Origin of the sequence: Roseomonas aerilata DSM 19363, assembly GCF_000711725.1 — a bacterium.
GTDB classification, from domain to species: domain Bacteria; phylum Pseudomonadota; class Alphaproteobacteria; order Acetobacterales; family Acetobacteraceae; genus Roseomonas; species Roseomonas aerilata.
Genome location: NZ_JONP01000007.1, coordinates 236,476 through 257,369 on the forward strand (window position 1 = coordinate 236,476; position 20,894 = coordinate 257,369).

The window sequence follows — 20,894 nt, forward strand, 5'->3', positions numbered from 1 at the left end:
CAAGGGATGCGACGATACCTCCTGGCCGGCGCCGCGGCGCTGATGCTCTGCGCGGGTGCCGGCATGGGCGCCGCCGATGCCGCGACCTTCCGCTGGGCCAACGACGGTGACGTCAACTCCATGGACCCCTACGCGCGGAACGAGACCTTCCTTCTCTCCTTCACCTCGAACATCTACGAGCCGCTGGTTCGCCGGAACCGCGAGCTGAAGATCGAGCCCGCGCTCGCCACCTCCTGGGAGCAGACCGCGCCGACCGTGTGGCGGCTGAAGCTGCGCGAGGGCGTGAAGTTCCACGACGGCACGCCTTTCACCGCCGATGACGTGCTGTTCAGCGCAACCCGGGTGCGCGCCCAGGGCTCGAATCTCACCTCCGTGCTCTCCTCGGTGAAGGAGCTGCGGAAGATCGACGATTTCACCGTCGAATTCGAGACGACCACGCCGGACCCGATCTTCCTCGAGGAGATCACCACCTGGGGCATCATGTCCAAGCGCTGGGCGGAGGCGAACAACGCCACGCAGGCGGTGGACCTGACGACCGGCCAGGAGAATTTCGCCACCCGCAACACCAACGGCACCGGCCCCTTCGTGCTCGTCAGCCGCGAGCCCGACCGTCGCACGGTGCTGCGCCCGAACCCGAACTGGTGGGACAAGCCGGAGCACAACCTCGACGAGGTGGTGTTCAACGTCATCGGCAACGACGCGACCCGCATCGCCGCCCTTCTCTCGGGCGAGATCGACATGGTCTATACCGTGCCGCCGCAGGACACCGACCGGCTGAGCCGCGCGCAGGGCGTGCGCGTTCACCAGGGGCCGGAGCTGCGCACCGTGTTCCTTGGCATGGACCAGTCGCGCGACGAGCTGCTGAAGTCCGACGTGCGCGGCCGCAACCCGTTCCGCGACGTGCGGGTGCGCCGCGCCATGCAGCAGGCGATCGACCTTGAGGCGATCAAGACGCGCATCATGCGCGGCCAGTCGCGCCCGACCTCGCTTATGTTCGGCCCGGGCGTGAACGGCTTCGTGGAAGCCGAGGACCGCGTGGTGCGGCCGAACATCGACGCGGCCAAGAGGCTGCTGACCGAGGCTGGCTATCCCAACGGCTTCGGCGTGACGATGGACTGCCCGAACGACCGCTACGTGAACGACGAGGCGATCTGCACCGCCGTCGTCTCCATGCTGGCGCGCATCGGCGTGCGGGTGACGCTGAACGCCCAGACCCGCGCGCGCTACTTCGCGGAGATCCTGGCGCCGCGTTACCAGACAAGCTTCTACATGCTCGGCTGGACGCCCACGACCTACGACGCGCACAACACCCTCTACAACATCATGGGCACCCGCGGCGGCACACGCGGCGTGTTCAACTCGGGCGGCTGGAGCAACGCGCGCTTCGACGAGCTGACGAACCAGATCGGCGTGGAACTCGACCCCGCGAAGCGCCAGCAGCTGATCAACGAAGCAAACCGGATCCACACCGAGGAGGTGGGGCATATCCCTCTTCACCAGCAGGTGGTGGTCTGGGCGGCGCGGCAGAACATCACGCTGCAGCTGATGGCGGATAACTACTTCCCGCTGCGCTACGTGCGGGTTCAGTAGGCCCGTGCTGGTGGCCTCTGGGAGGCTCTGCCTCCCAGACCCTCCGCCGGGGAGCCAACGGGCTCCCCGGACCCCGCGATCTGTTTCTTGGAGCCAACCGGGCGAAAATGGCGCCCTTGAACAATCATCTTAGCCGCGCAGGCTGACCGCTCAGTCGCTTGAGGTCATGGACCTCAGGCGCGCATCAAACAGACCGCGGGGTCCAGGGTGGCCGAGCCACCCCGGCGGAGGAGGTCCAGGAGGAGGCAGCGCCTCCTCCTGGGGCCACCGCCCCCATCAAAGCAGAACCAGCTGCCGCTCCTCGGCCCCCGGCACCGCGAATTGCGAGCAGTCGAGTGAGCCGTTCTCCCGCGCGCCGTCCATGCCCAGGCGCTTCATCATGACAGCGAAGCGGCGGGCCAGCATGTCGGCATAGGGGCCGGTGCCGGTCTGGCGGATGCCGAAGCGGGGGTCGTAGGTCTTGCCGGCGCGGGTCTCGCGAACGAGGGCGAGCACGCGGGCGGCACGGTCGGGCATGTGGGCGTTCAGCCAGTCCTCGAACATCTGCCGGATTTCCAGCGGCAGGCGCAGCAGGACGTAGCCGGCCGAGCGGGCGCCGTGGGCGTGGGCGGCCTCCATCACCTTTTCCAGTTCCGCGTCGTTCACGCCGGGGATCATGGGCGCAGCAAGCACGCCGACGGGGATGCCGGCGCGGGAGAGCTCGTGCATCGCGGCCAGGCGGCGCAGCGGGGTGGCCGCGCGCGGCTCCATGATGCGGGCGAGGCGGTTGTCGAGCGTGGTGACGGAGAGGCAGACCTGCACGAGGTTGCGCGCGGCCATACGGGTCAGAATGTCGAGGTCCCGCAGCACGCCCGCGGACTTCGTGACGATGGTCACCGGGTGGTTGTAGCGGTCCAGCACCTCGAGCACCGAGCGGGTCAGGCGCAGGGTGCGCTCCACCGGCTGGTAAGGATCGGTGTTGGAGCCAAGGGCGATCGGGCGCGGCACGTAGCCGGGCTTGCTGATCTCCTTCTCCAGCAAGCTCGCGACCTCGGGCTTGAACAGGAGGCGGGACTCGAAGTCGAGGCCGGGGGATAGGCCGATATAGGCGTGGGTCGGCCGGGCGTAGCAGTAGATGCAGCCGTGCTCGCAGCCCTTATAGGGGTTCACCGAGCGGTCGAAGCCGATATCCGGGCTGTCGTTCCAGGTCAGCGCCGAGCGGGCATTGTCCCGCGTGAGGGAGGTGGCCAGCGGCGGCAGGTCGGCCAGCGTCTCGGCAAGCGTGCCCCAGCCATCGTCGAAGGCGTCCGTGCGCGCGCGCTCGAAGCGGTTCGGCGGGTTGGAGACCGCGCCGCGGCCCCGGTGGAGCGGGGATCGGCCGAGAGGAAGAGGGCTGCCCAGGCTGCCGTCCGGCATGGTGGCCTCCTATGGAGTTCGCCTTGTGTTCCCTAGGATTTGGGCATCACGCCCCCCTGTCGTCAAGAACAAGCAGGGAACAAGGACGTGAAACTGGCGCCACGCGGGAGGATCTGGGCGGTGCCCGCGCCTCAGCGCCAGACGATATTGGTTCGGCTGCAGGTCTCGACGCCACGCCGCTCGGCAGAGGCACCGTTGTTGTAGACCACCCGGATATCGGCCGCGCAGCTGCCACCGTTCGGAAGCTGGACGTAGAGCGACTGGCCCGGTCCCATCACGTTGCTGCCCAGCCGGTCCGCCCCCCAGTTCGATTGGGAGGAGAGCGAGATGTAGAGCTCGCGGATGACCATCCCGGAGCGGTTGACGAAGTTGAAGGAGGGGTTGCCGCCGCGCGGCGCCGCGATGGTCGCGCCCGCGCCGGGGCCCATGCCAACGGTGGCGCCCGCCCCGGCCCCTCCACCGCCCCCGCCGAAGGCGATCGTGCTGATGGAGCAGGCGTTGAGGCCCATCCGGGTCTCCTCTCGTCCGCTGGCATAGGTCACGCGCACGTCGAGGATGCAGTCCCCGAAGTTCGGCGTGACGAAGACGCGGTTGCCGGCGGGCAGGACGCTGTTGCCCAGGATGTCGGGGCCCCAGTTCGAGAGGCGCGAGGCGGAGACATTCGCCGCCTGGATGGTATCGTTGGTGTTGTTGATCAGCCAGAAGCGGTTCTGTGCCTCTGCCGGCGCGGCTGCGAAGCCTGCGAGCAGGGCGAGGGCGACGATCAGGACACGCATGGGAGCCGTTCCTCCACCGGGTCAAACAGGACGTTACGGAGCGAAACACAGCCTGTCCCGACCGGGAAATCCCCTCTTCGTGAGGAAACCCTTGCTCTGTTGATCTGGAACTGACGCAGGAATGCCACAGTTTCCGCGGCCGAGCGGCGGCAGAGAAGGTGATGCTGGCGTCTCACGGGCCGGTGATCCTACGCTGCAACGCATGATGCCGCCCGAGGTCCTTCCAACCCCCGCCGCCCCTCCTGCCCCGCTGGGTCGTCCCCTTCGGGAGGGCCGGCGAGGCCGGATGCTGCTCTTGGCGGCGGCGCTGCTTGCCGGCTGCGCGGCGGGCGGCAACTCCGGATCCGGCCCGGGTGTCGATGGGTCCGGCGCGATGGAGGCGGCGCCCGCTGCCTCACCGGTGGCCGCGAGGCGGGGCGCGCCCGCCCCCGTGCCGGCCCCGGCGGCCCCCGAGGGTGTCTTCGGCGCCTATCTCGCCGGGCGGCTCGCCGCGAACGAGAGCGATGCCGCGGCGGCGGCGGACGCGCTTCTCTCCGCCCTCGCGGCCGATCCGGACGAGCCGGAGATCCTGACGCGCGCCTTCAGCGCCACGGTGATGGATGGCCGCTCGGACGCCGTGCGCCTGGCTCGCCGCCTGCCGGAAAGCCAACTCGCCGCCCTGCTGCTGGCCGGTTCCGATGCCCAGGCCGGGCGCTGGGAGCGGGCGGAGGCGCGCATCCGCGGCCTGCCCCGCCAGGGCAGCGCGCAGATCCTCCAGCCCCTGCTGCTGGCCTGGGCCCAGGCCGGGCGGGGGAACACCGACGCGGCCCTCGCCACCCTCCGGCCCTTCGTGGAAGGCGGGCAGCTCCGCGCGGTGGCCGCGCTGCACGGGGCGATGATCGCGGACCTCGCCGGGCGCGCGCGGGAGGCCGAGCGGATGATCCGCATCGCCGTGGCGGAGTCCGGAGAGCCCAACCTGCGGCTGACGACCATCGCGGCCGGGATCCTCGCCCGCGCCGGGCGCGAGACGGAGGGCGCGCGGCTTTTCGACGCCATGGCGCTCGGTTCCGATGACGTGGCGCTGACGGCCGGGCCGGCGGCGCGGCGCGCGGCGCTGTCGGGGCGCGCGGTCGCCTCCCCGGTGGAGGGGATGGCGGAGGCACAGGTGGCACTCGGGGCCTCGCTCCGCCGGCAGGGGGCGCCGGAGCTCTCCCTTATCCTCGCGCGGCTCTCGCTGCGGCTGCGGCCGGGCTTCGCGCCGGCCCTGATCCTCGCCGCGGAGAGCCTGGCGGACGAGCGCCACGCCGAATCCGCGCTGGCGGTGCTCACCAGCGTGCCCGCGGAGGACGCGATGGCGCCGCTCGCCGCGCTGCGCCGGGCGGCGCTGCTCAGCCGCCTCGGGCGGGGGGAGGAGGCGGTGGTTCTGCTGCGGCGCATGGCCGATGCCCAGCCGGGCGCGCCGCAGCCGGCCGTGGCGATCGCCGACGTGCTGCGGGCCCAGGGCCGGCACGCCGAGGCCGCGGCGGCCTATGGTGTGGCGATCGAGCGCCTCCCGCGCCCCGGCGCCGCGGACTGGCCGCTGTATTACGCCCGCGCGGTGGTGCGCGAGTTGGCGGGGGACTGGCCGGCGGCGGAGGCGGATCTGCGGCAGGCGCTCGCGCTCTCGCCGGACCAGCCTTCGGTGCTGAACCACCTCGCTTATGCCTGGGTGGAGCGCGGGGAGCGACTGGACGAGGCGCGCGGCATGCTGGAGCGCGCGGTGGCGGCCCGGCCGCAAGACGGCAACATCGCGGACAGCCTCGGCTGGGCGCTGTTCCGGACGGGCGACCTTGCGGGTGCCATTCGCTGGCTGGAGCGCGCGGCGGAGCTGGAGGCGCGCAGCGCGGTCATCAACGACCATCTCGGCGACGCCTACTGGGCGGCGGGGCGGCGCGCGGAGGCGGGCTTTCAGTGGCGCCGGGCGCTCGGCATGGAGCTGGAGGCGGGCGACGCGGCGCGGGTGGAGGCGAAGCTGCGCGACGGTCTGCCCTCCGCCACGGCGCTGCGATGAGCGCGCGGCGCACCGGCCCGTGACGCCCTCGGAGGACGCGCCCGCGAAGGTGAACTTGCACCTGCACGTCACCGGGCGGCGGCCGGACGGATATCACCTGCTGGACAGCCTCGTGGTCTTCGCGGGGGCCGCGGACAGGGTTTCCGTGCGGCCGGGGGAGGGCGTGACGCTCGATCTTGGTGGGCCAGAGGGGGGTGCCCTCTCGGCTGAGCCCGACAACCTCGTGCTGCGCGCCGCGCGGCTGTTGGCCGAGGCCGCGGAGCGCCCGCTGCCCGGGGCCGCGCTGCACCTTGAGAAGCGGCTGCCGGTGGCTTCCGGGATCGGCGGCGGCTCGGCCGACGCGGCGGCCGCGCTGCGGGCGCTGGACCGGTTCTGGGGCCTGGAGATGGGCGCGGCGCGGCTGGAGGCCTTGGCCCTGCGGCTGGGCGCGGACGTGCCGGTCTGCGTCGGCTCGCGCCCGGCACGGATGGGTGGGGTGGGCGAGATCCTGACCCCGGCGCCACGCCTGCCGTCCTTCGGGATGGTCCTGGCCAATCCCCGCGTCGCGCTGCCGACACCCGCGGTCTTCGCCGGGCGCAAGGGCGCCTTCTCGGCCCCCGCCGCGCTGCCCTCGGGCTGGACGGATGCGGCAGCGCTGGCGGAGGGGCTGCGGGCGCTGCGGAACGATCTGGAGGCGCCGGCCATCGCCCTTTGCCCGCCGGTAGCGGCGGTGCTGGCGGCGCTGGGGACCCTGCCGGGGGCGCTGATGGCCCGGATGAGCGGCTCTGGCGCTACCTGCTTCGCAATCTTTGAGGACGGTGATCAGGCGAGACGGGCGGCGGAGGCTCTGCCGGCCGCCTGGTGGCGCTGGGGCGGTGACGCGCGCGGCGGCTGAGGGCGGTTGAAAGCTGGCCTTCGGGGCTTTACGCGGGGCGCGGCGGAGGACATGTTCCGCCCGGCCCAGGGCCCTCGGGCGGGGCTGGTGGGGCGTCGCCAAGTGGTAAGGCAGCGGTTTTTGGTACCGCCATTCCCAGGTTCGAATCCTGGCGCCCCAGCCAACCTTCTTTAGCTTCTTCGCAGTTTCGCTAGTCCCTGCTGTGTCGGGCAGGAAGGCCAGTGGTTCCGGGCTTTTCTGTCGGGCTGATCGGGGTCCGGCTATCAGAGAGACGCTCTCGTGCGGCAAAGGCCGACTGAATGCGTCGTCCGTCTCCCCTGCGCAGGAAAGAGGTACCGAGGTCGAAAAATCGGGGCCGGAGACGCGGACTACTTCCGGTCGGACTGAGCGCCTGCCGGTCTAGCGGTCGTTTCTTTGGCCCGGAGGGGTGATGAGGGTTGGTGCAAGCGGGTGCGACGGAGTCGATGCGCCCCGCCGGCCCGCCGGCCCGCTGGTCTCAGTCGGCGCTGAGGAGGCGCTCTTGCTCCTGCCAGTCGAGCGGCAGGCGGGTGTCGCGCATCAAGCGCGACGGAGTAATCGCGGCGGGCTGGCTGCCCAGGAGGATGGCCTCGGTCAGGCTGGGGGCGAGGTAGGCGAGCCGAACAAGCCGGGCGAGGTAGGAGCGAGAGATGCCCTCGCGCGCCGCGATGTTCTCGAGCGAGGCACCGCCGCTGGTGAGCAGTGCATTGTGCAGCGCGTGGGCGCGCACGATCAGGCGTACCAGGGTTGGGTTGCGCTTGTTGGGTGCCATGGGAGCGTCCTGGTCACCCAGCACCAGCGCTGTCTCCCGCCCTGCCCGCATCAGGGTGGAGGGCACGGAGAGAGCAATGGGAGCATGGACTGCATCGCTGGCATTGGACTCCGAACCGAGCAGGTGATCGCGGAGATGGGAGGGATCGAGTTGAAGGGTGACCGCCTCGTCGGTGACATCGACGCGGGTCAGCAAGCGATGCAGCCGATCGCGTCCTTCCGAGGGGTTGAGCCGAGGCCAGCGATCGGCGAGCGCCTGGGCAGCGCGCATCAGCCGGTGCTGCTCGGGCAGGCTCGTGGGGAGCGCTCCGGCCTCGTCCAGACCGCCGAGCAGCCGCGGCGGGTCGGTGAGGAACTGGAGCAGAGTATCGACAACTAAGCGTTCGAAGTCATTCGCTGGGATGCGGCACCCTTCAGGGGCGCTGCGGCGCCCGCCGGTCACCAGCCGGTGGGAGACATAGTAGCGATAGCGCACTCCGCGGCGGATGGCGTGGGTGGGGGTGAGACGGTCGCCGGAGGCGTCGTAGGCGAGGCCGAGGAGAGGGGCCGGGTTGCTGCTCCGCCGTCCCGGGCTGCGGTCCTGGCGGTTGGTGGCCAGGCGCTGCTGCACCGCGTCCCAGAGATCCCTCTCCACGATGGCATCGTGCTCGCCGGGGTAGGTGTGGCCCTTGTGGACGACCTCGCCGCGGTAGAGGCGGTTCTGCAGTAGATGGAAGAGGGCGCCGCGAGAGAGGGGTCGGCCAGCCTTGCTGAGGACGCCCTCGCGGGTGGTCTCCTCCCGCAGCGCGAGCACGGAGCCGAGGGCGAGATAGCGGCGAAAGAGGTGCTGCACACGCTCGGCCTCGGCTGGAAGCGGCACGAGCTTCCTGTCGTGGACGGCGTAGCCGAGGGGCACGGTGCCGCCCATCCACATGCCCTTGCGGCGGGATGCCGCGAACTTGTCGCGGATGCGCTCGCCCGTGATCTCGCGCTCAAACTGGGCGAAGGAGAGCAGCATGTTGAGCGTGAGGCGCCCCATGGAGGTGGTGGTGTTGAACTGCTGGGTGACGGAGACGAAGGAGACTCCGTGGGCGTCGAGGACGTCCACGAGCTTGGCAAAATCGGCCAACGAGCGGGTGAGACGGTCGACCTTGTAGAGAACGATCAGGTCGACCTTGCCGGCACGGATGTCGGCGAGGAGCTGCTGGAGCGCCGGGCGGTCGAGGGTGCCGCCGGAGAGGCCGCCATCGTCGTAGCGGGTGGGCAGTGAGACCCAGCCCTCGTGCCGCTGGCTGCGGATGTAGGCCTCGCAGGCGTCGCGCTGGGCATCGAGGGAGTTGAAGGCCTGCTCCAGCCCCTCCTCCGAGGACTTCCTCGTGTAAATGGCGCAGCGGCGTCGGGTGGCGTCCTGGGCCGGAGCGTTCCCCGTCCTGGGAGCCTTGGCCCAGCCAGATCCTGTGCGGCGGTCAGTCACGCGCGCCACCCCCGGCCGAGGGCCGGAGCTTGCGCAGACCAAAGAAGCGCGGTCCGGACCAGTGAGCGCCGGTGATGGCACGCGCTACCTCGGAGAGGGAGGCGTAGCGGCGCCCCTCGTGCTCGAAGCCGTTCTCCCCCACGAGGACCGTGTGGGTGCGTCCACCCCAGGTTCGAAGCAGCGAGGTGCCGGGGCGGAGCTGGACTGGGGGCGGGGCCGCCTCTGGCAGGGGACCGTCCACGCTGCGGGCGAGCGAGGCGATCTGACGCCGGGCGGCGGCAGAGAGGCCCCCCATGGCCCGCTCCTGCATCCGGTGAGCGATGCCGCGGCGTAGGAGGTCGGGGCTGAGGCAGGCGGGGCAGGGGGTGCGGTTCAGGCGCCGCCACTCGGCGCGAAGCTCCTCCAAGCCGAGGCTGCCAAGGCCGGTGAGGGCCTCGGCCAGTTCCGCGCGTCCTGCAGAGCGGGGTGGCATCCTGCTACCCCGCCTCGGCCAGACGGTAGGCCTTGCGGCCGTCCCGCTCGCCAAGGTGGACAGGGAAGCCGCGCTTGCGCAGGCCGGTCAGCGCTGCACGGGTGGTGTGGGGCAGCCAGCCCGTTGCCGTGACCAACTCCGCGAGGGTAGCGCCCTGCTCAGCCCGGAGTGCGTCCAACACCGCGCCGAGTTTGCCGCTGGGGCGAGGGGCCGCTGGTTTCGCAGGGGTCTCGCCCGCGTCAGCGCCCGCGACAGCGACGTTTCTCGCCAGCTCGGCTGCTGCCCCCTCTGGCTGAGAATGTCCGATCGCGGTGAGGCCGGGCGCGGTGATGCGGAGAGCAACGAGGGCGCCGTCATTCGCCCTACGCCAGCTAAGGGCCGCATCCCCGGTGGCGACCTCCTCGACGAGAGTGGCGTTCAGGAGAGAGGTGAGCAGGCCGGTCTGACTGGCACCGCGAGCTCGAAGGTTCGTGGGGAGTGGCAGGACCATGCGGTCGGGGCGCTCGGCAGCGGTGCTCAGGATCAGCATCTGCGCGACCGAGAGGGGCTTGGGGTGCTTGGGCTGGCTCATGGGGTGTGTTCCTCGCGGAGCCCGCACCGTGCGGCGCCCCACAACCCCAAGCCCGGGTCTCAGCCGGGTTCCGCGTCCGCAGGGCTCACCGCCCCGCCGCCTCAGCACCAATGCTTGCCGGAACCCCGAAGTCGAGAGGATTCTACAGGCTTGAGGCTTCTGGCCACCGACCAGAATGCCGGGAGAGGCATCTGCGTGCGGCGGGTGAAAGCGCGTGGGTGCAAGGACCTTGTCGCGGTCGTGGGCTAGGCGCGACGACCGTTGAAGACACCCCTCAGCCGCGTCACAAGAACGCCATGGCCACAGGCAAGACACTCAACGCGGCGAACCTCGAGGCGCTCGGCGCGACCCGGCTTGCGGAACTGCTCATGGCGATCAGCAAGGGCAATGCCGCCGCCCAGCGCCAGCTACGCTTAGCTCTGGCGGGCAGCGGCGGTGTCGATGGCACGGCACGCGCTGTCACCAAGCAGCTGATCAGCATCGGGCGTGCCAAGACCTGGCTGGACTGGCAGAAGATCAAGCCGTTCCTGGCCGAGCTGGAGGTCCAGCGCCGCGCCATCCTCGACGTGGTCGCCCCAGCTGATCCGGGCGAGGCTTTCGAGCTGCTCTGGCGCTTAGTTGGCTGCGCCGAAAGCGTGCTGGCGCGCTCCGACGACGGCAGCGGCCGCCTGTCCGACGCTTTTCGCGCCGCTGCCCGGGACCTCGGCCCCCTGGCGCAGCGGGCCGGCCTGCCGCCCGAGGTTCTCGCCAACCGTGCCTTCTCGGCCCTTGCGGGTGACGAACACGGTGCCTGGGACGAGCTCATTCCCATCCTGGCCCCTCAACTCGGCACGGCCGGGCTGCTCATCATCAGGGACGCGGTGCAAGCATGGCAGGCGGAGCCAGTTACCACCTTTCCCAGCGGCAAGCGCCAGGTGATTGGCTGGTCAAGTTCGGGTCCGCTTTATGCCGACGAGGTTCAGTCCCATCGCAGGAAGCACGCGGCTACCTTCATCCTACAACAGGTTGCCGACGCGCTCGGCGACGTCGACGGCTTCATCGCGCAGTTCGACCCCACGGCGAGCAAGACGCCGGCCGTCGCTGCGGCCGTAGCGCGACGGCTGCTCGGTGCCGGGCGCCGAGACGAGGCCTGGGCGGCGGTCGAACGCGTTGACGCCCGACAGCGCGCGCAGGCGCCAACCGAGTGGGAGGAGGCGCGCGTCGACGTGCTCGAGGCGCTCGGGCGGTTGGACGAGGCGCAGGCCTTCCGGTGGGATCGCTTCGCCGCGACACTCAACGCCACGCACCTTCGCGCCTACCTCCGCAAGTTGCCGGACTTCGACGATGTCGAGGCGGAGCAGAGGGCGCTTGCCCACGCGCTCACCTTCAAGGACGTCCACCGATCGCTGGAGTTCCTCGTCGCCTGGCCCGACCTGCGACGGGCCAGCGAGTTGGTCCTCGGCCGGGCGAAGGCGTTGAACGGCGACCTCTACGAATTGCTCTCGCCGGCTGCCGACGCGCTTGAAAGCCGTCACCCGCTCGCCGCGACATTGCTGCGCCGTGCCATGATCGACTTCACGCTCCGTGCTGCCCGGTCGTCGCGCTACAAGCACGCGGCGCGGCACTTGCGCGATTGCCGTGACACTGCAGCGCGCGTGGAGGACTTCGGAGCCGTGCCCGATCACTCGGCTTACGAGCGGGCGCTGCGGGCCACCCACGGTCGCAAGGTCGGGTTCTGGCAAGAGGTAGAAAGGTTGAGCTGACCTTGCGTTAAGGCTGAAAGCGACCCGTCCACGACATGGGTGCTCGTCAGCGCGCGTCGGATATGGACGTGGAAGCGGAAATCGCGTCACTGCCGGTACAAGCGGCGGCTTTGCGCCCATTCCGGACATTCTGGGTCTCAGGGCAGATCCCCGAAACCGGATGTAGCTCCAGTCGCGTCTCACAGCAGGGCTGGGCCGCAGTCCTAAGGGCCAGCGATCACTTTCCTGCCGCCCTCCCCCGGTTTAGAAGTTCATTATGCAGCCCTCAAATCCGAAAGCCGCAGCTTCGACAGAGGCAGGGTCACGACCAAAGCCAATCGTCAGGCATGGGTAAGACAGATAAACAGAAATCCAGACATGCCGCTTACCTTGACCCCCGTTGATCACGACGACCTATGTCACGGATGGCGTTGGATCATCGAGGACGAGAAGGAGCTTGCCCGTAAAGTCGCTATGGTCGCACTCGGCCACCACCGCCACGTCGCCAGCATTCTGACTGGGATCGATGGGGCGGTGCCTCCCTTGCGGAAGGAAGCCGCCAAGGCAGTTACCAACATGCTGACCGTGCCGCCTGGCAGCGATCCGTGGCATCGGGACGGGTGGGTGTTTCAGACTATATCCTGGATCGCCGCACACCGAACCGAAAAGGGCGTCGTTGCCCGTGCCCCACACCTCGTGCTGGCGCACAAGGGCTTCGATGGTATGCAACTGCGGCTGGATGGCACCGGCACGTCCGTGACTGCGCTGGTGGTATTTGAGGACAAGGCGACCAGCAACCCGCGCAAGACGGTGAGCAGCGACGTATGGGACGGGATCCGCGCGCTCGAAAGGGGCGAACGCATGCCGGAACTAGTCCAGGACGCAACCACAATGCTTGAGGCCCAGCAACGCCACTTTCCACAGCTGGACGTTGATGCCGCCATAGCAACTATACTGTGGGACGAGGTGCGGCACTACCGCGTGAGCATCACGACATCGAACACCCACGCCGAAGATGCAGACCGTAAGCGCCTGTTCAGCGGCTTCGATGCGGTTGCGCCGGGCGATCGGTCGCGGCGACGGGCAGACACCATGCACTTCGATGCGCTGCGCGAGTGGATGGAGGATTTCTGTGCCAAGGCCATCGAACAGGTCGACCTGTAGATGAAAGATGTTTGACCCGGTCACCATGAACCTCATCGGGCAGGCGCCGCCACTGAGGGCCCTCGACCTGGGTGAGCTGCCGCAACGCTTTACCAACGCATATACCGAGATCGTCGCGGCGCGGGTGCGCCTGCGCGGCTACGTGGGCAAGGAACACCGGACCGAGGCGCTCGCCGAGCTGATGGACGAGATGCGTCGGTTGGCCGCAACGCAGGAAGCCCTGGTCGTTTCCGACCATACGCGGGACACCCGGGCCTCCGCGGCCTTCGTGGCGGCGACGGCGCACCAACTCTGCTTGATGGCTGAGGTCGTGGATAGCGGCTTCCCGGGTGGCGAGGGGGAGCAGGTGCCATCGGCTGAGCCCGAAGTTGACCGAGGCGACGGATCGGGCGAGGACCCCAGCCTTCCCAGGATGACCTACATCGATGCCGTGCGCGTTGCGCCAGAGGTGTGCGCGACCCTGCTGTTCCTGATCGCTGACGCCCAGCCCGACGCTGCGGAGATGGCGAAACGGATCCGTCCACCCGAGGGCTCGACCGGGGAGGCCCGCCTAGCCAGGGCAATCGCCGACCTAGCATCCGGCAGGCTCCGTGCCGTCGCCACCCCTGCCGCCCCCGACTTCGATGCCGTCGTCATCCCGTCCATGGCCGCGCTGGCAGCTGATGCCTTGCTGCGCCACCTCCATGCCGGGGTGAGGGCCCTGGCCTTCGAGGTGTTGTCACCGCAGGCGAGACTCGACGCACCCTCAAGAGCCAGGGAAATCTTCTCCGAGGTGAAGCGCTTGGCGATGGCCTCCATTGATGGAGTGTTCGGGGCCGACGGTCCGGTTGCTCTGAGCGTCTTCCCTGGGCCGCTTCACCTTGCCAACCTGCTGCTGGGGGTGGAGCGTGGTCTCGTCGGAACGGGGGTCTGCCAGGTCCCGGCCCCTCCAGGTGTCGGGGCAGCCGACTGGTCGGGTTATGTCCGCCGGGCGGCACGCAGGAGGCCATATCTGTGGCGGAACCACCGCGAGGCGATTGCCGGGGGCTACCTGGATCCTGGCGTCTCTGCAGCGGTGAGCTTCCCAACCGGCGGCGGCAAGTCCACCCTGGCGGAACTCAAGATTGCCGTTGCCCTGCTGCTCGGGAAGAGGGTGGTCGTGCTGGCACCCACACTCGCCCTGGTCGATCAGACAGCCTTCGCCTTACGAACGGCGTTCAGGAACAGCGAGGTCGTGGGTGACCTGGAAGACGAGAGCAGCTTGGTGGGATTGGCCGAGCTACCCGAGATCCTCGTGTCGACGCCCGAGCGCTGCCTGATGCTGCAGTCGCTGCAGGCGGATGCCTTCACCGAGACTGGCCTCATCATGTTCGACGAGTGCCACCTCATGCACGCCCGGGACGGCGACCGAAGCCGTCGGGCCGTCGATGCCATGCTGTGCGTCCTCAACCTGACCCACATCGCGCCGGAAGCGGACCTACTCATGATATCGGCGATGATGCGGAACGCGGGCGAGCTGGCCGGGTGGCTGGGTGAGCTGACGGGAAGGAGGGCCCTGGCTCTTGACCTCGCGTGGAAGCCGACGCGGCAGGCCAGGGGCTGCGTCACCTACGCCGCGTCTCGCGTCACTGAACTGGAGGGCCTGCTAAGCCGGGCCAGACGGACTGCAACGACGAAGAACGCCCCTAGGCGGGTCAGGGAGCAACTCACTGCAAACCCACTGGCGTTCTTTTGCCTGCGGCAGACCTGGGCGAGCCTGAGGCGCAAGGACTACGCACTCATGCCGCTGCTTGACCAGCCGGTCACGTTCAACACTGGGACCACGAGGGGCGGAAACTGGTACCTGACGCCAAACGGCAACAAGGTCGCCGCCGGGATCGCCGTGGCCGCTTCGCATGCCAGGCTGAAGACACTCGTGTTCGTTCAGTCGACGGTCGCGGCTGAAGGAGCCGTCAGCCACGTCCGTGAAGCGCTTCTCGGGTATCGGGTCAAGCTGACGGATGCCGAGGCGGTTTTGCGTGCACGCATCGAGGAGGAGATGGGTGGGGCGCGGCACTGCTACCTGCAGCTTGACGACGATGGCGGCGTGTCGGGCGTGGGCACGAGCCACCATGCCCAGCTGCTGAAGGATGAACGTGACCTACACAGATCACTATTCGAGCGCCGGGATGGCCTCAACATCCTGTTCGCGACATCCACCGTGGCACAGGGTATGAACCTGCCCAGTGACATTGTGATAATCGCTGCTGACAGCCGCTGGGACGACGCCAGCGACAGGATGCAGTAATTGGAGGCCCATGAACTGCTGAACGCCGCGGGTCGGGCGGGTCGGGCGGGGGAAAGCGGCCAGGGGTTCGTGCTGGTGGTGCCCAGCAGAGTCGTCGACATCAACGAGGAAGGGACCAAGATCGACGACCACTGGACACTCCTTCAAGGCGTTTTCGCACAGTCGGACCAGTGCCTGCAGATTGACGATCCTCTGACCGTGCTTCTGGACCGCATCCATGAAGCTGCGGTCTCCGGCGGCAACGAGGAATACCTTGTCGCCCGACTGCCAACCGCGTCCGGGGATGATCCGGATGAGCCTGCCCGCACGATGCTTTCCCGTTCGTTCGCCGCCTATCGGAAGCGTGTCGCAGGGGATGCGGAGTGGATCCGCAGTCGGATCGAGGCGGCCATGGTCTCACGGGCTTCCAAGGTTGTGGCCGTGGAGACATCCTGGTTGGCGCCGCTCGCCTCGTCGACTGGGCTTCCGGTCGAGATGCTTGCCAGCCTCTCAGGGGAGCTGGAGAGCGGGGCGTTCTCCGGTACGATGTCGGAATGCATCGACAGGCTCTTCGATTGGTTGACGGGAAATCCGGCTTACGTCCTCCAGCTACTCAGGCCAGCGAGCATGGAGGGACTGTTCGGCAAGTCCTACAAGGAACTGGAAGGCTCCGTCGAAAAGGCCATCTATGCGCTGCCAGTCCTGCGTACCTTGACGAAGGCCTGGATGGTAGGGGAACCGCTCTCGAAGCTGGAGCTTGCCGCGGGTACACCACCTGCCAAGCTTGGGACTTGCGAGACGGCGCGTCACTTCGTCAACAAGGTGGTATCGGACCTGGCGTTTGTCGCTGGCCTTCCCGCTCGGATACTCATCACGCGTGACACCGTGAGCCCCGGCATCATGGTGCCGACTGTGGTGGCGACGCTGGGAGCTGCCGTCCGTGGTGGCTGTGACAGCCCGGAGGTCCTGGCGAACGCCGTCCTCCTTGGGAACGAATGCTCGCGCGTAGGCGCCCGGAAGTCGTTCGAGGCTCTGCGCGCCCACCTCCGGGAAGGAAGCCCCTTTGAGGCTTTCGAGGTCACGAGGAATCGTGTGCGTGACGCGCACGTGTTGGCCAATCTCAACGATGACCTTTAGTTGCGCAACAGGTGCTCCTATAGCTGAGCGACGGTGTAGTCGATCAGCTAGTTTGAGCGCACGTGTCTCGTAGACTGGTAAGAGGTGGCTGGGGCGAGGTGATGGCGTTAGAGTCCGTCCGGGATCATATGGTTTTCTGACACAGCCTTCGAAGCATGCGGCGGATGGACGCCCAGCGTAGGAATGCAAGCGCGCGACGGTTCAGGCACTCCCAATCCTTGGCCAGTCGACGGCAGCGGTTGAGCTAGGCGATGGTGCGCTCGACAATCCAGCGCTTCGGCAGCACGACGAACTTGCCCACCTCGGATCGTTTGACGATCTCGATGTTGATCTGGCGGCAGGTCGTGCGCAGTCCGACTTGGAAGTTGGCGCCCTGGTACCCGCCGTCAGCGTATAGCTTCAGCAGGAAAGCGGGCCGGAGGCGACCGGCTCCGCGACATCGACACGGTCTGGCGGCGCAAGGCGAAGCTCGTTGAGACGCTGATCGGGGATCGCTGACGATGCCGGTCATCTACGTCCTCGACGTCCCGGAGTTCATGCCGGTCGTGGAAGCCGCCCGGGGCAAGCCGGAGTGCCAGATCACCCACTCCGACAAGGGCTACTGGCGAGTGGAGTCCGCGTCCGAGATCGTTCTGAACCGCCGCGAAATGGGGCTGAAGCCGGCCGTCTGGTACGGAAGCTTCACCGGCGGGCTCGACGGTGAGATCACGGAGTTTGGTCGGGAAGAGGTTCGAGTAATCGGGACGAACCGCCCCCTGTAGGAGGTCGCGGTTGTCGCCAAGGTCGGCTTTCCCGCTTCCTATTACCAAAAGCAGACAGGCGGGTTGCGGCCAACACCTGCCAGTGGCTGTGTTCAGGCGAGCGATCGTTGGTCGTCCGCTTCTAGAAGATGAATTGGGCTTACCGAACTTCGCGAGGAAAGCCAGGGGAAGTCAGAGCTTGGTCGCTCATCCACGGTCGGCGGGTAGAGCCGAGAAAGGATCCAGCGCAGGAACCCCCAAAGGGTCGAAGTGCCGGAGGTTGCGGGTCAGAATGGTGTAGCCGTGCTGCAGCGCCGTGGCAGCGAGGGCCACGTCGGCCAAGCCCGGGTCATGCCCCTTGCCCCGGGCGAGGTCGGCAAGGCGCCCCATGTGCCGCGCCACCTTCAGGTCCACAGGAATGATCCGAGCGCTGTAGAGATGGAGCAGTGCCTCAAGCCACTCCGACAGCCTCTCGGCTTTCCGCATAGCACCCTGCCGGCGAGCCTTGGCGATGCCATCCTCCACCTCGGCCACGGCGATGACGGAGAGGAAGAGGCCGGCACTGTTGCGGTCCATCCAGGTTACCAAGTCTGGCGCGGCAACCGCCTTGGTCGGCGCTCCTGCGGAGAGGACGTTGGTGTCGATGAGGTACAGGGGTCAGAGCCCCGCGTCGCGTAGGCCACCCTGCCGGGGAGAAAAATCGTCATCTTCCAGCGGAGCGGCCATCAGCAAGCGACCGAAGGAGGGTACCTGTGAGAGGCGCTGCCACTCCTCGAAGCTCACCACTACCGCCTCAGGGCGGCCGTGGCGGGTAATGACCGAGGGCTGCCCGGCCCTGGCCTGGTCTACCACGGCCGACAAAGTCGCCTTGGCATCGCGAAGCTGGATCTCCTGCACATCGGCCTCCATGACTATTGTAGTCATATCGTGGCTTGAGGTGCCTGAGTGCAAGAGGAAAGCGACGATTTGAAGCCATGCGCCTACGCATGCAGGAAACGCCGAGCTGGGCAGCTTGCCAGGGGTTTAGCCTCTCACCAGGGAGGCCTTCAGGCCATTCCTCAACGGAGGCTGACATGCGGACCGAAGGATCCGTCCCCAGCGGAAGGGACCGGCCGATCTCCCTATCTGCCGGCCGGATCGTGGGCCCAAAGCGAGCGCCGAAGGAGAAGCAGGTCTGGGCAATCCGCTTCTACCTGTCGAGTCAGAAGCGGGTGCGCGATCGGGCCATGTTCGACATCGCCATCGGCAGCAAGCTCCGCGGCTGTGACGTGGTCCAGCTCAGGGTGAGCGGCGTGACCTCCGGTAGCCACATCCGCACTCGCTCGACCGTTGTACAGCAGAAGACAGGACGGCCGGTGCAGTTCGAGATCAACGCGACCGCCCGGGACAGTCTGGCCGCTTGGCTGCATCTACGGGGCGGTACCCTGGACAACTACCTATTCCCGAGCCGCGTCGGCCGGTGCCCGCACATCGGAACACGCCAGTACGCCCGACTGGTCTACGAGTGGGTCAGCGCCATCGGCCTGCAACCAGAGGACTACGGGACGCACTCGCTGCGCCGGACCAAGGCTTCGCTGATCTACAAGCGAACCGGCAACTTGCAGGCCGTGCAGATCTTGCTCGGGCACACCAAGATCGAGAGCACTGTGAGGTACCTTAGCGTCGACATCAAGGATGCCCTGGCAATCTCAGAGGCCACCGACATCTAGGCACCGGGCCGCTCAGAAAATGATCGCTGCCGGATCATTCCTCCCCGGCGGTAGACCCAGCTGACATGGGCGCCGCCGGCCCCGACCCTTCTCGGACACCCCGGGACTACCCAGTCGATGTCTTGTCCAGCTCCGAAGCGGACGTCAGCCTTCACCAAAACCTGGCCGGCCGCCTCGGCCCCAATCAATGCTATGTGCCGTCAAGAGGACGGACCGCCTTGGTAGGCGGACCGGGCTCGCCCTCCGTAGCTGTAGCATCCTGCTTTCGTGGGTCAGAAGGAAGCACGTCGAACGGGTGCGCTCCGTCCGCAATTAACTGATCGATCATTGCCTGACGTTCGGGTGAGTTCCGCCAGCGCACCTGCGGAAAGTCGAGGATGGGGCAGTCGGTGACCCCTTCATAAGCCACGGTGCGCCCAGCCAGCTCGAACTCCATCATGGCCTTGTTCACGAGCTTATCGGCCTCCTCGTTGTAAGTTCCGAGCACATGTTGAATGAAGGCCATGTCGCCATCCGACCGCACTAGGAGCCGCTCGAGCGTGCGAAAGTTGACAATTTTCGTGTTTTCCTCTCCGAAGAACATTCCCGCATTGTCGGAGGTGATCACCAGGTGATCGACAACGACGATGAAGCCATCGAAATGCGGTATGCCCTCGGGCGGCAGCTTGGCACGCAGGAACGCGACTCCCTCGTCCGTGCTGATGAACCTGCGGACGGCTTCGGCCTGGCGGAAGGCTTTTGACACACTGTCCTTGTTCAGCACCTTTAGCTGATCCTTCGCCCACCGCGGCGGGATCGGGCTCTTCAGTTCGCAGATGAACACGACGTAGCCAAGCGTCGGCTCCTCCGAGATGACGAGCAAGTCGATGTCGGGCAGGGCAGGGTCGAAGCTTCGGAGGGAGACGTCGGCGTGCGCTACGAAGCCCTCGGCCTCCCACGCTGCCCTGACCCGCTGCACGAAGGCCTTCCCGAGCGCGTTGCTGACCCGATCCAGAAAGGCCCGAGGGCGGCGTTGAGCGACGACTCGGAGCAGGTTCACAAGGCCCTCTGCGAGCGCGAAGTGGTGCGGCCGCATGACGATCCTACGGCTCGCGCCTTCCCGGAAGAGCGAGAAGTACGAGGCGTCGGCTTTGCTGGCGACCGCGGCTCCATCGAAAACGATGTCGGTGAGAATAGCCCGCGTGACGCTAGGAGGTAGCCCTGGGTCTTCTTGGGCAGTCTCGACGAGTTCGTCCTCCGCAATGAAGATCGCACCGACGGCGTCATTCAGCTTGGCGAGGTATCGGTGGTAGAGCGCCTTTTTGGATGCATGTATACAGAAGTGGGGCAAGCGCGTTTTTTAACGCGTCCCGTCGCTCATCCCGCTGTGGCCTGCTGCACAAGCCAATCGCGAAAGGCGCGCAGCGCCGGCACCTCTTCCGCAGCTTCGGGATAGGCGAGGCAGAATGCGGCGTCGCCGGTCAGTGTCCGGCTGAAGGGTGTCTCCAGCCGGCCGTCCCGCACCTCGCGGTCAACAAGAAAGCGCGGCAGCAGCGCCACGCCGAGGCCGACCACACAGGCCTCGGCCACCATGGCGGTATGCTGCATCAAAGGGCCGCGCAGCCCGTCGATGCCTGCTACGCCGCCTTGCTCCAGCCATTCGACCCAGCCGCGCGGCCGCGTGGTCTGCTGGATCAGTACCTCTCGCGCCAAGTCCGCCGGTGCGTGCAGCCGTGCGGCGATGACTGGTGCGCAGACGGGCAGGCGCGCATCGGCGACGAGCCTGTGGCGTATGACGCCCGGCACCGCTTCTTCCGATAGCATGATGGCGGCATCCACATCCTCGGCCACGAAGTCCATCGGCGTCAGCCGCGTGGTGTAGTTCATCACTTTAAAGTTCGGGACAAAACCTGGGTTGAGGCGTTGAGGAAGGATGGCACTCCTCGTTCCTGATGACCTCTGGGCGGTGGTGGAACCGCTGTTGCCGCGAGAGCGGCCGAAGCCGAAGGGCGGTCGGCCGCGTGCGCCCGACCGGGCGGCGCTGGCTGGTATTTTGTTCGTGCTGCGAACGGGCATTCAGTGGCACGAGGTACCGACCGAGCTGGGCTGCTGTGGCAAGACCTGCTGGCGTCGGCTGGGCGAGTGGCACGCCGCCGGGGTCTGGGCCCGACTGCACCGGGTGCTGCTGGAGCGCCTGCAGGACGCGGGTGCCCTGGAATGGAGCCGAGCGGCGCTCGACAGCGCCAGCCT

The 20,894-nt window shown here is 67.8% G+C and carries 19 protein-coding genes, 1 tRNA gene and 1 pseudogene; 11 read left to right on the forward strand and 10 right to left on the reverse strand.

Annotated features, from left to right (window positions below; genetic code table 11):
• The first annotated feature begins 6 nt into the window (after nucleotides 1–6).
• Nucleotides 7–1,590: an ABC transporter substrate-binding protein gene (locus BO39_RS10720; RefSeq protein ID WP_084698023.1), complete on the forward strand. Its 1,584-nt coding sequence runs from the start codon at nucleotides 7–9 to the stop codon at nucleotides 1,588–1,590.
• A 276-nt stretch (nucleotides 1,591–1,866) separates the two neighbouring features.
• Here the strand turns inward: BO39_RS10720 and BO39_RS10725 are convergent, their stop codons facing one another.
• A complete protein-coding gene (locus BO39_RS10725) occupies nucleotides 1,867–2,985 on the reverse strand; it encodes a PA0069 family radical SAM protein (RefSeq protein WP_043832791.1) in 1,119 nt (372 codons plus the stop codon).
• Between the two features lie 131 nt (nucleotides 2,986–3,116).
• A complete protein-coding gene (locus BO39_RS10730; protein WP_043832793.1) occupies nucleotides 3,117–3,761 on the reverse strand; it encodes a hypothetical protein in 645 nt (214 codons plus the stop codon).
• A 286-nt stretch (nucleotides 3,762–4,047) separates the two neighbouring features.
• Here BO39_RS10730 and BO39_RS10735 point away from each other — a divergent pair, with 286 nt between their 5' ends.
• From BO39_RS10735 to BO39_RS10745, 3 genes are all read left to right on the forward strand, one after another.
• Entirely contained in the window at nucleotides 4,048–5,790 is a 1,743-nt protein-coding gene (locus BO39_RS10735; protein WP_052401916.1) for a tetratricopeptide repeat protein, read from the forward strand.
• Between the two features lie 19 nt (nucleotides 5,791–5,809).
• Nucleotides 5,810–6,664, forward strand: a complete 855-nt coding sequence (locus tag BO39_RS10740) for a 4-(cytidine 5'-diphospho)-2-C-methyl-D-erythritol kinase (protein WP_043832796.1) — start codon at nucleotides 5,810–5,812, stop codon at nucleotides 6,662–6,664.
• An 88-nt stretch (nucleotides 6,665–6,752) separates the two neighbouring features.
• Nucleotides 6,753–6,827: transfer RNA gene (locus BO39_RS10745), tRNA-Gln, on the forward strand.
• 333 nt (nucleotides 6,828–7,160) lie between these two features.
• Here BO39_RS10745 and BO39_RS10750 read toward each other — a convergent pair.
• Genes BO39_RS10750 through BO39_RS10760 form a run of 3 tightly spaced genes read right to left on the reverse strand, consistent with a single transcriptional unit; the run spans nucleotide 7,161 to nucleotide 9,949 of the window.
• Complete coding sequence (locus tag BO39_RS10750; RefSeq protein ID WP_084698032.1) at nucleotides 7,161–8,906, reverse strand: recombinase family protein; 1,746 nt, start codon at nucleotides 8,904–8,906, stop codon at nucleotides 7,161–7,163.
• Entirely contained in the window at nucleotides 8,899–9,378 is a 480-nt protein-coding gene (locus tag BO39_RS10755; RefSeq protein ID WP_052401917.1) for a DUF2924 domain-containing protein, read from the reverse strand. The genes BO39_RS10750 and BO39_RS10755 overlap by 8 nt, the downstream gene beginning before the upstream one ends.
• Nucleotides 9,379–9,382: 4 nt before the next feature.
• A complete protein-coding gene (locus BO39_RS10760) occupies nucleotides 9,383–9,949 on the reverse strand; it encodes a DUF3489 domain-containing protein (RefSeq protein ID WP_043832798.1) in 567 nt (188 codons plus the stop codon).
• A 296-nt stretch (nucleotides 9,950–10,245) separates the two neighbouring features.
• Between BO39_RS10760 and BO39_RS10765 the strand changes: the two genes are divergently transcribed.
• The 4 genes from BO39_RS10765 to BO39_RS33935 all read left to right on the forward strand — a co-directional run bounded on the left by BO39_RS10765 (nucleotide 10,246) and on the right by BO39_RS33935 (nucleotide 16,216).
• Nucleotides 10,246–11,691 carry a DUF6880 family protein gene (locus tag BO39_RS10765; protein ID WP_043832800.1) on the forward strand — a complete coding sequence of 482 codons (1,446 nt, stop codon included), beginning with the start codon at nucleotides 10,246–10,248 and terminating at the stop codon, nucleotides 11,689–11,691.
• A 357-nt stretch (nucleotides 11,692–12,048) separates the two neighbouring features.
• Entirely contained in the window at nucleotides 12,049–12,834 is a 786-nt protein-coding gene (locus BO39_RS10770) for a hypothetical protein (RefSeq protein ID WP_043832802.1), read from the forward strand.
• A gap of 7 nt (nucleotides 12,835–12,841) precedes the next feature.
• Entirely contained in the window at nucleotides 12,842–15,100 is a 2,259-nt protein-coding gene (locus tag BO39_RS10775; protein ID WP_211257422.1) for a DEAD/DEAH box helicase, read from the forward strand.
• Nucleotides 15,101–16,216, forward strand: a complete 1,116-nt coding sequence (locus BO39_RS33935; RefSeq protein ID WP_211257423.1) for a hypothetical protein — start codon at nucleotides 15,101–15,103, stop codon at nucleotides 16,214–16,216.
• Between the two features lie 124 nt (nucleotides 16,217–16,340).
• Here the strand turns inward: BO39_RS33935 and BO39_RS30995 are convergent.
• Nucleotides 16,341–16,625, reverse strand: a pseudogene (locus BO39_RS30995) (transposase); the annotation flags it as partial.
• Between the two features lie 91 nt (nucleotides 16,626–16,716).
• Between BO39_RS30995 and BO39_RS10780 the strand changes: the two are divergent.
• On the forward strand, nucleotides 16,717–16,977 hold the full coding sequence (locus tag BO39_RS10780; protein WP_043832804.1) for a hypothetical protein: 261 nt from the start codon (nucleotides 16,717–16,719) through the stop codon (nucleotides 16,975–16,977).
• A 186-nt stretch (nucleotides 16,978–17,163) separates the two neighbouring features.
• Here the strand turns inward: BO39_RS10780 and BO39_RS10785 are convergent, their stop codons facing one another.
• Together BO39_RS10785 and BO39_RS10790 are read right to left on the reverse strand one after the other, a co-directional pair.
• Nucleotides 17,164–17,610 carry a type II toxin-antitoxin system VapC family toxin gene (locus tag BO39_RS10785; RefSeq protein ID WP_043832807.1) on the reverse strand — a complete coding sequence of 149 codons (447 nt, stop codon included), beginning with the start codon at nucleotides 17,608–17,610 and terminating at the stop codon, nucleotides 17,164–17,166.
• Nucleotides 17,611–17,613: 3 nt separating this feature from the next.
• Nucleotides 17,614–17,865, reverse strand: coding sequence for a type II toxin-antitoxin system Phd/YefM family antitoxin (locus BO39_RS10790; protein ID WP_245615095.1), 252 nt, complete (start codon nucleotides 17,863–17,865; stop codon nucleotides 17,614–17,616).
• Between the two features lie 230 nt (nucleotides 17,866–18,095).
• On the opposite strand from BO39_RS10790, the gene BO39_RS10795 reads away from it, so the two are divergent.
• The gene (locus BO39_RS10795) at nucleotides 18,096–18,665 is read left to right on the forward strand and encodes a tyrosine-type recombinase/integrase (protein ID WP_281175539.1); all 570 of its coding nucleotides are present in this window, start codon (nucleotides 18,096–18,098) and stop codon (nucleotides 18,663–18,665) included.
• 190 nt (nucleotides 18,666–18,855) lie between these two features.
• On the opposite strand, the gene BO39_RS10800 is transcribed toward BO39_RS10795, so the two are convergent.
• Both BO39_RS10800 and BO39_RS10805 read right to left on the reverse strand, forming a co-directional pair.
• Nucleotides 18,856–19,995, reverse strand: coding sequence for a hypothetical protein (locus BO39_RS10800; protein ID WP_156963641.1), 1,140 nt, complete (start codon nucleotides 19,993–19,995; stop codon nucleotides 18,856–18,858).
• Nucleotides 19,996–20,021: 26 nt separating this feature from the next.
• Nucleotides 20,022–20,531, reverse strand: coding sequence for a LysR substrate-binding domain-containing protein (locus BO39_RS10805; protein ID WP_043832813.1), 510 nt, complete (start codon nucleotides 20,529–20,531; stop codon nucleotides 20,022–20,024).
• 46 nt (nucleotides 20,532–20,577) lie between these two features.
• On the opposite strand from BO39_RS10805, the gene BO39_RS10810 reads away from it, so the two are divergent.
• Nucleotides 20,578–20,894: transposase (locus tag BO39_RS10810; RefSeq protein WP_043832815.1), on the forward strand; the 317-nt coding region annotated here is incomplete at its 3' end.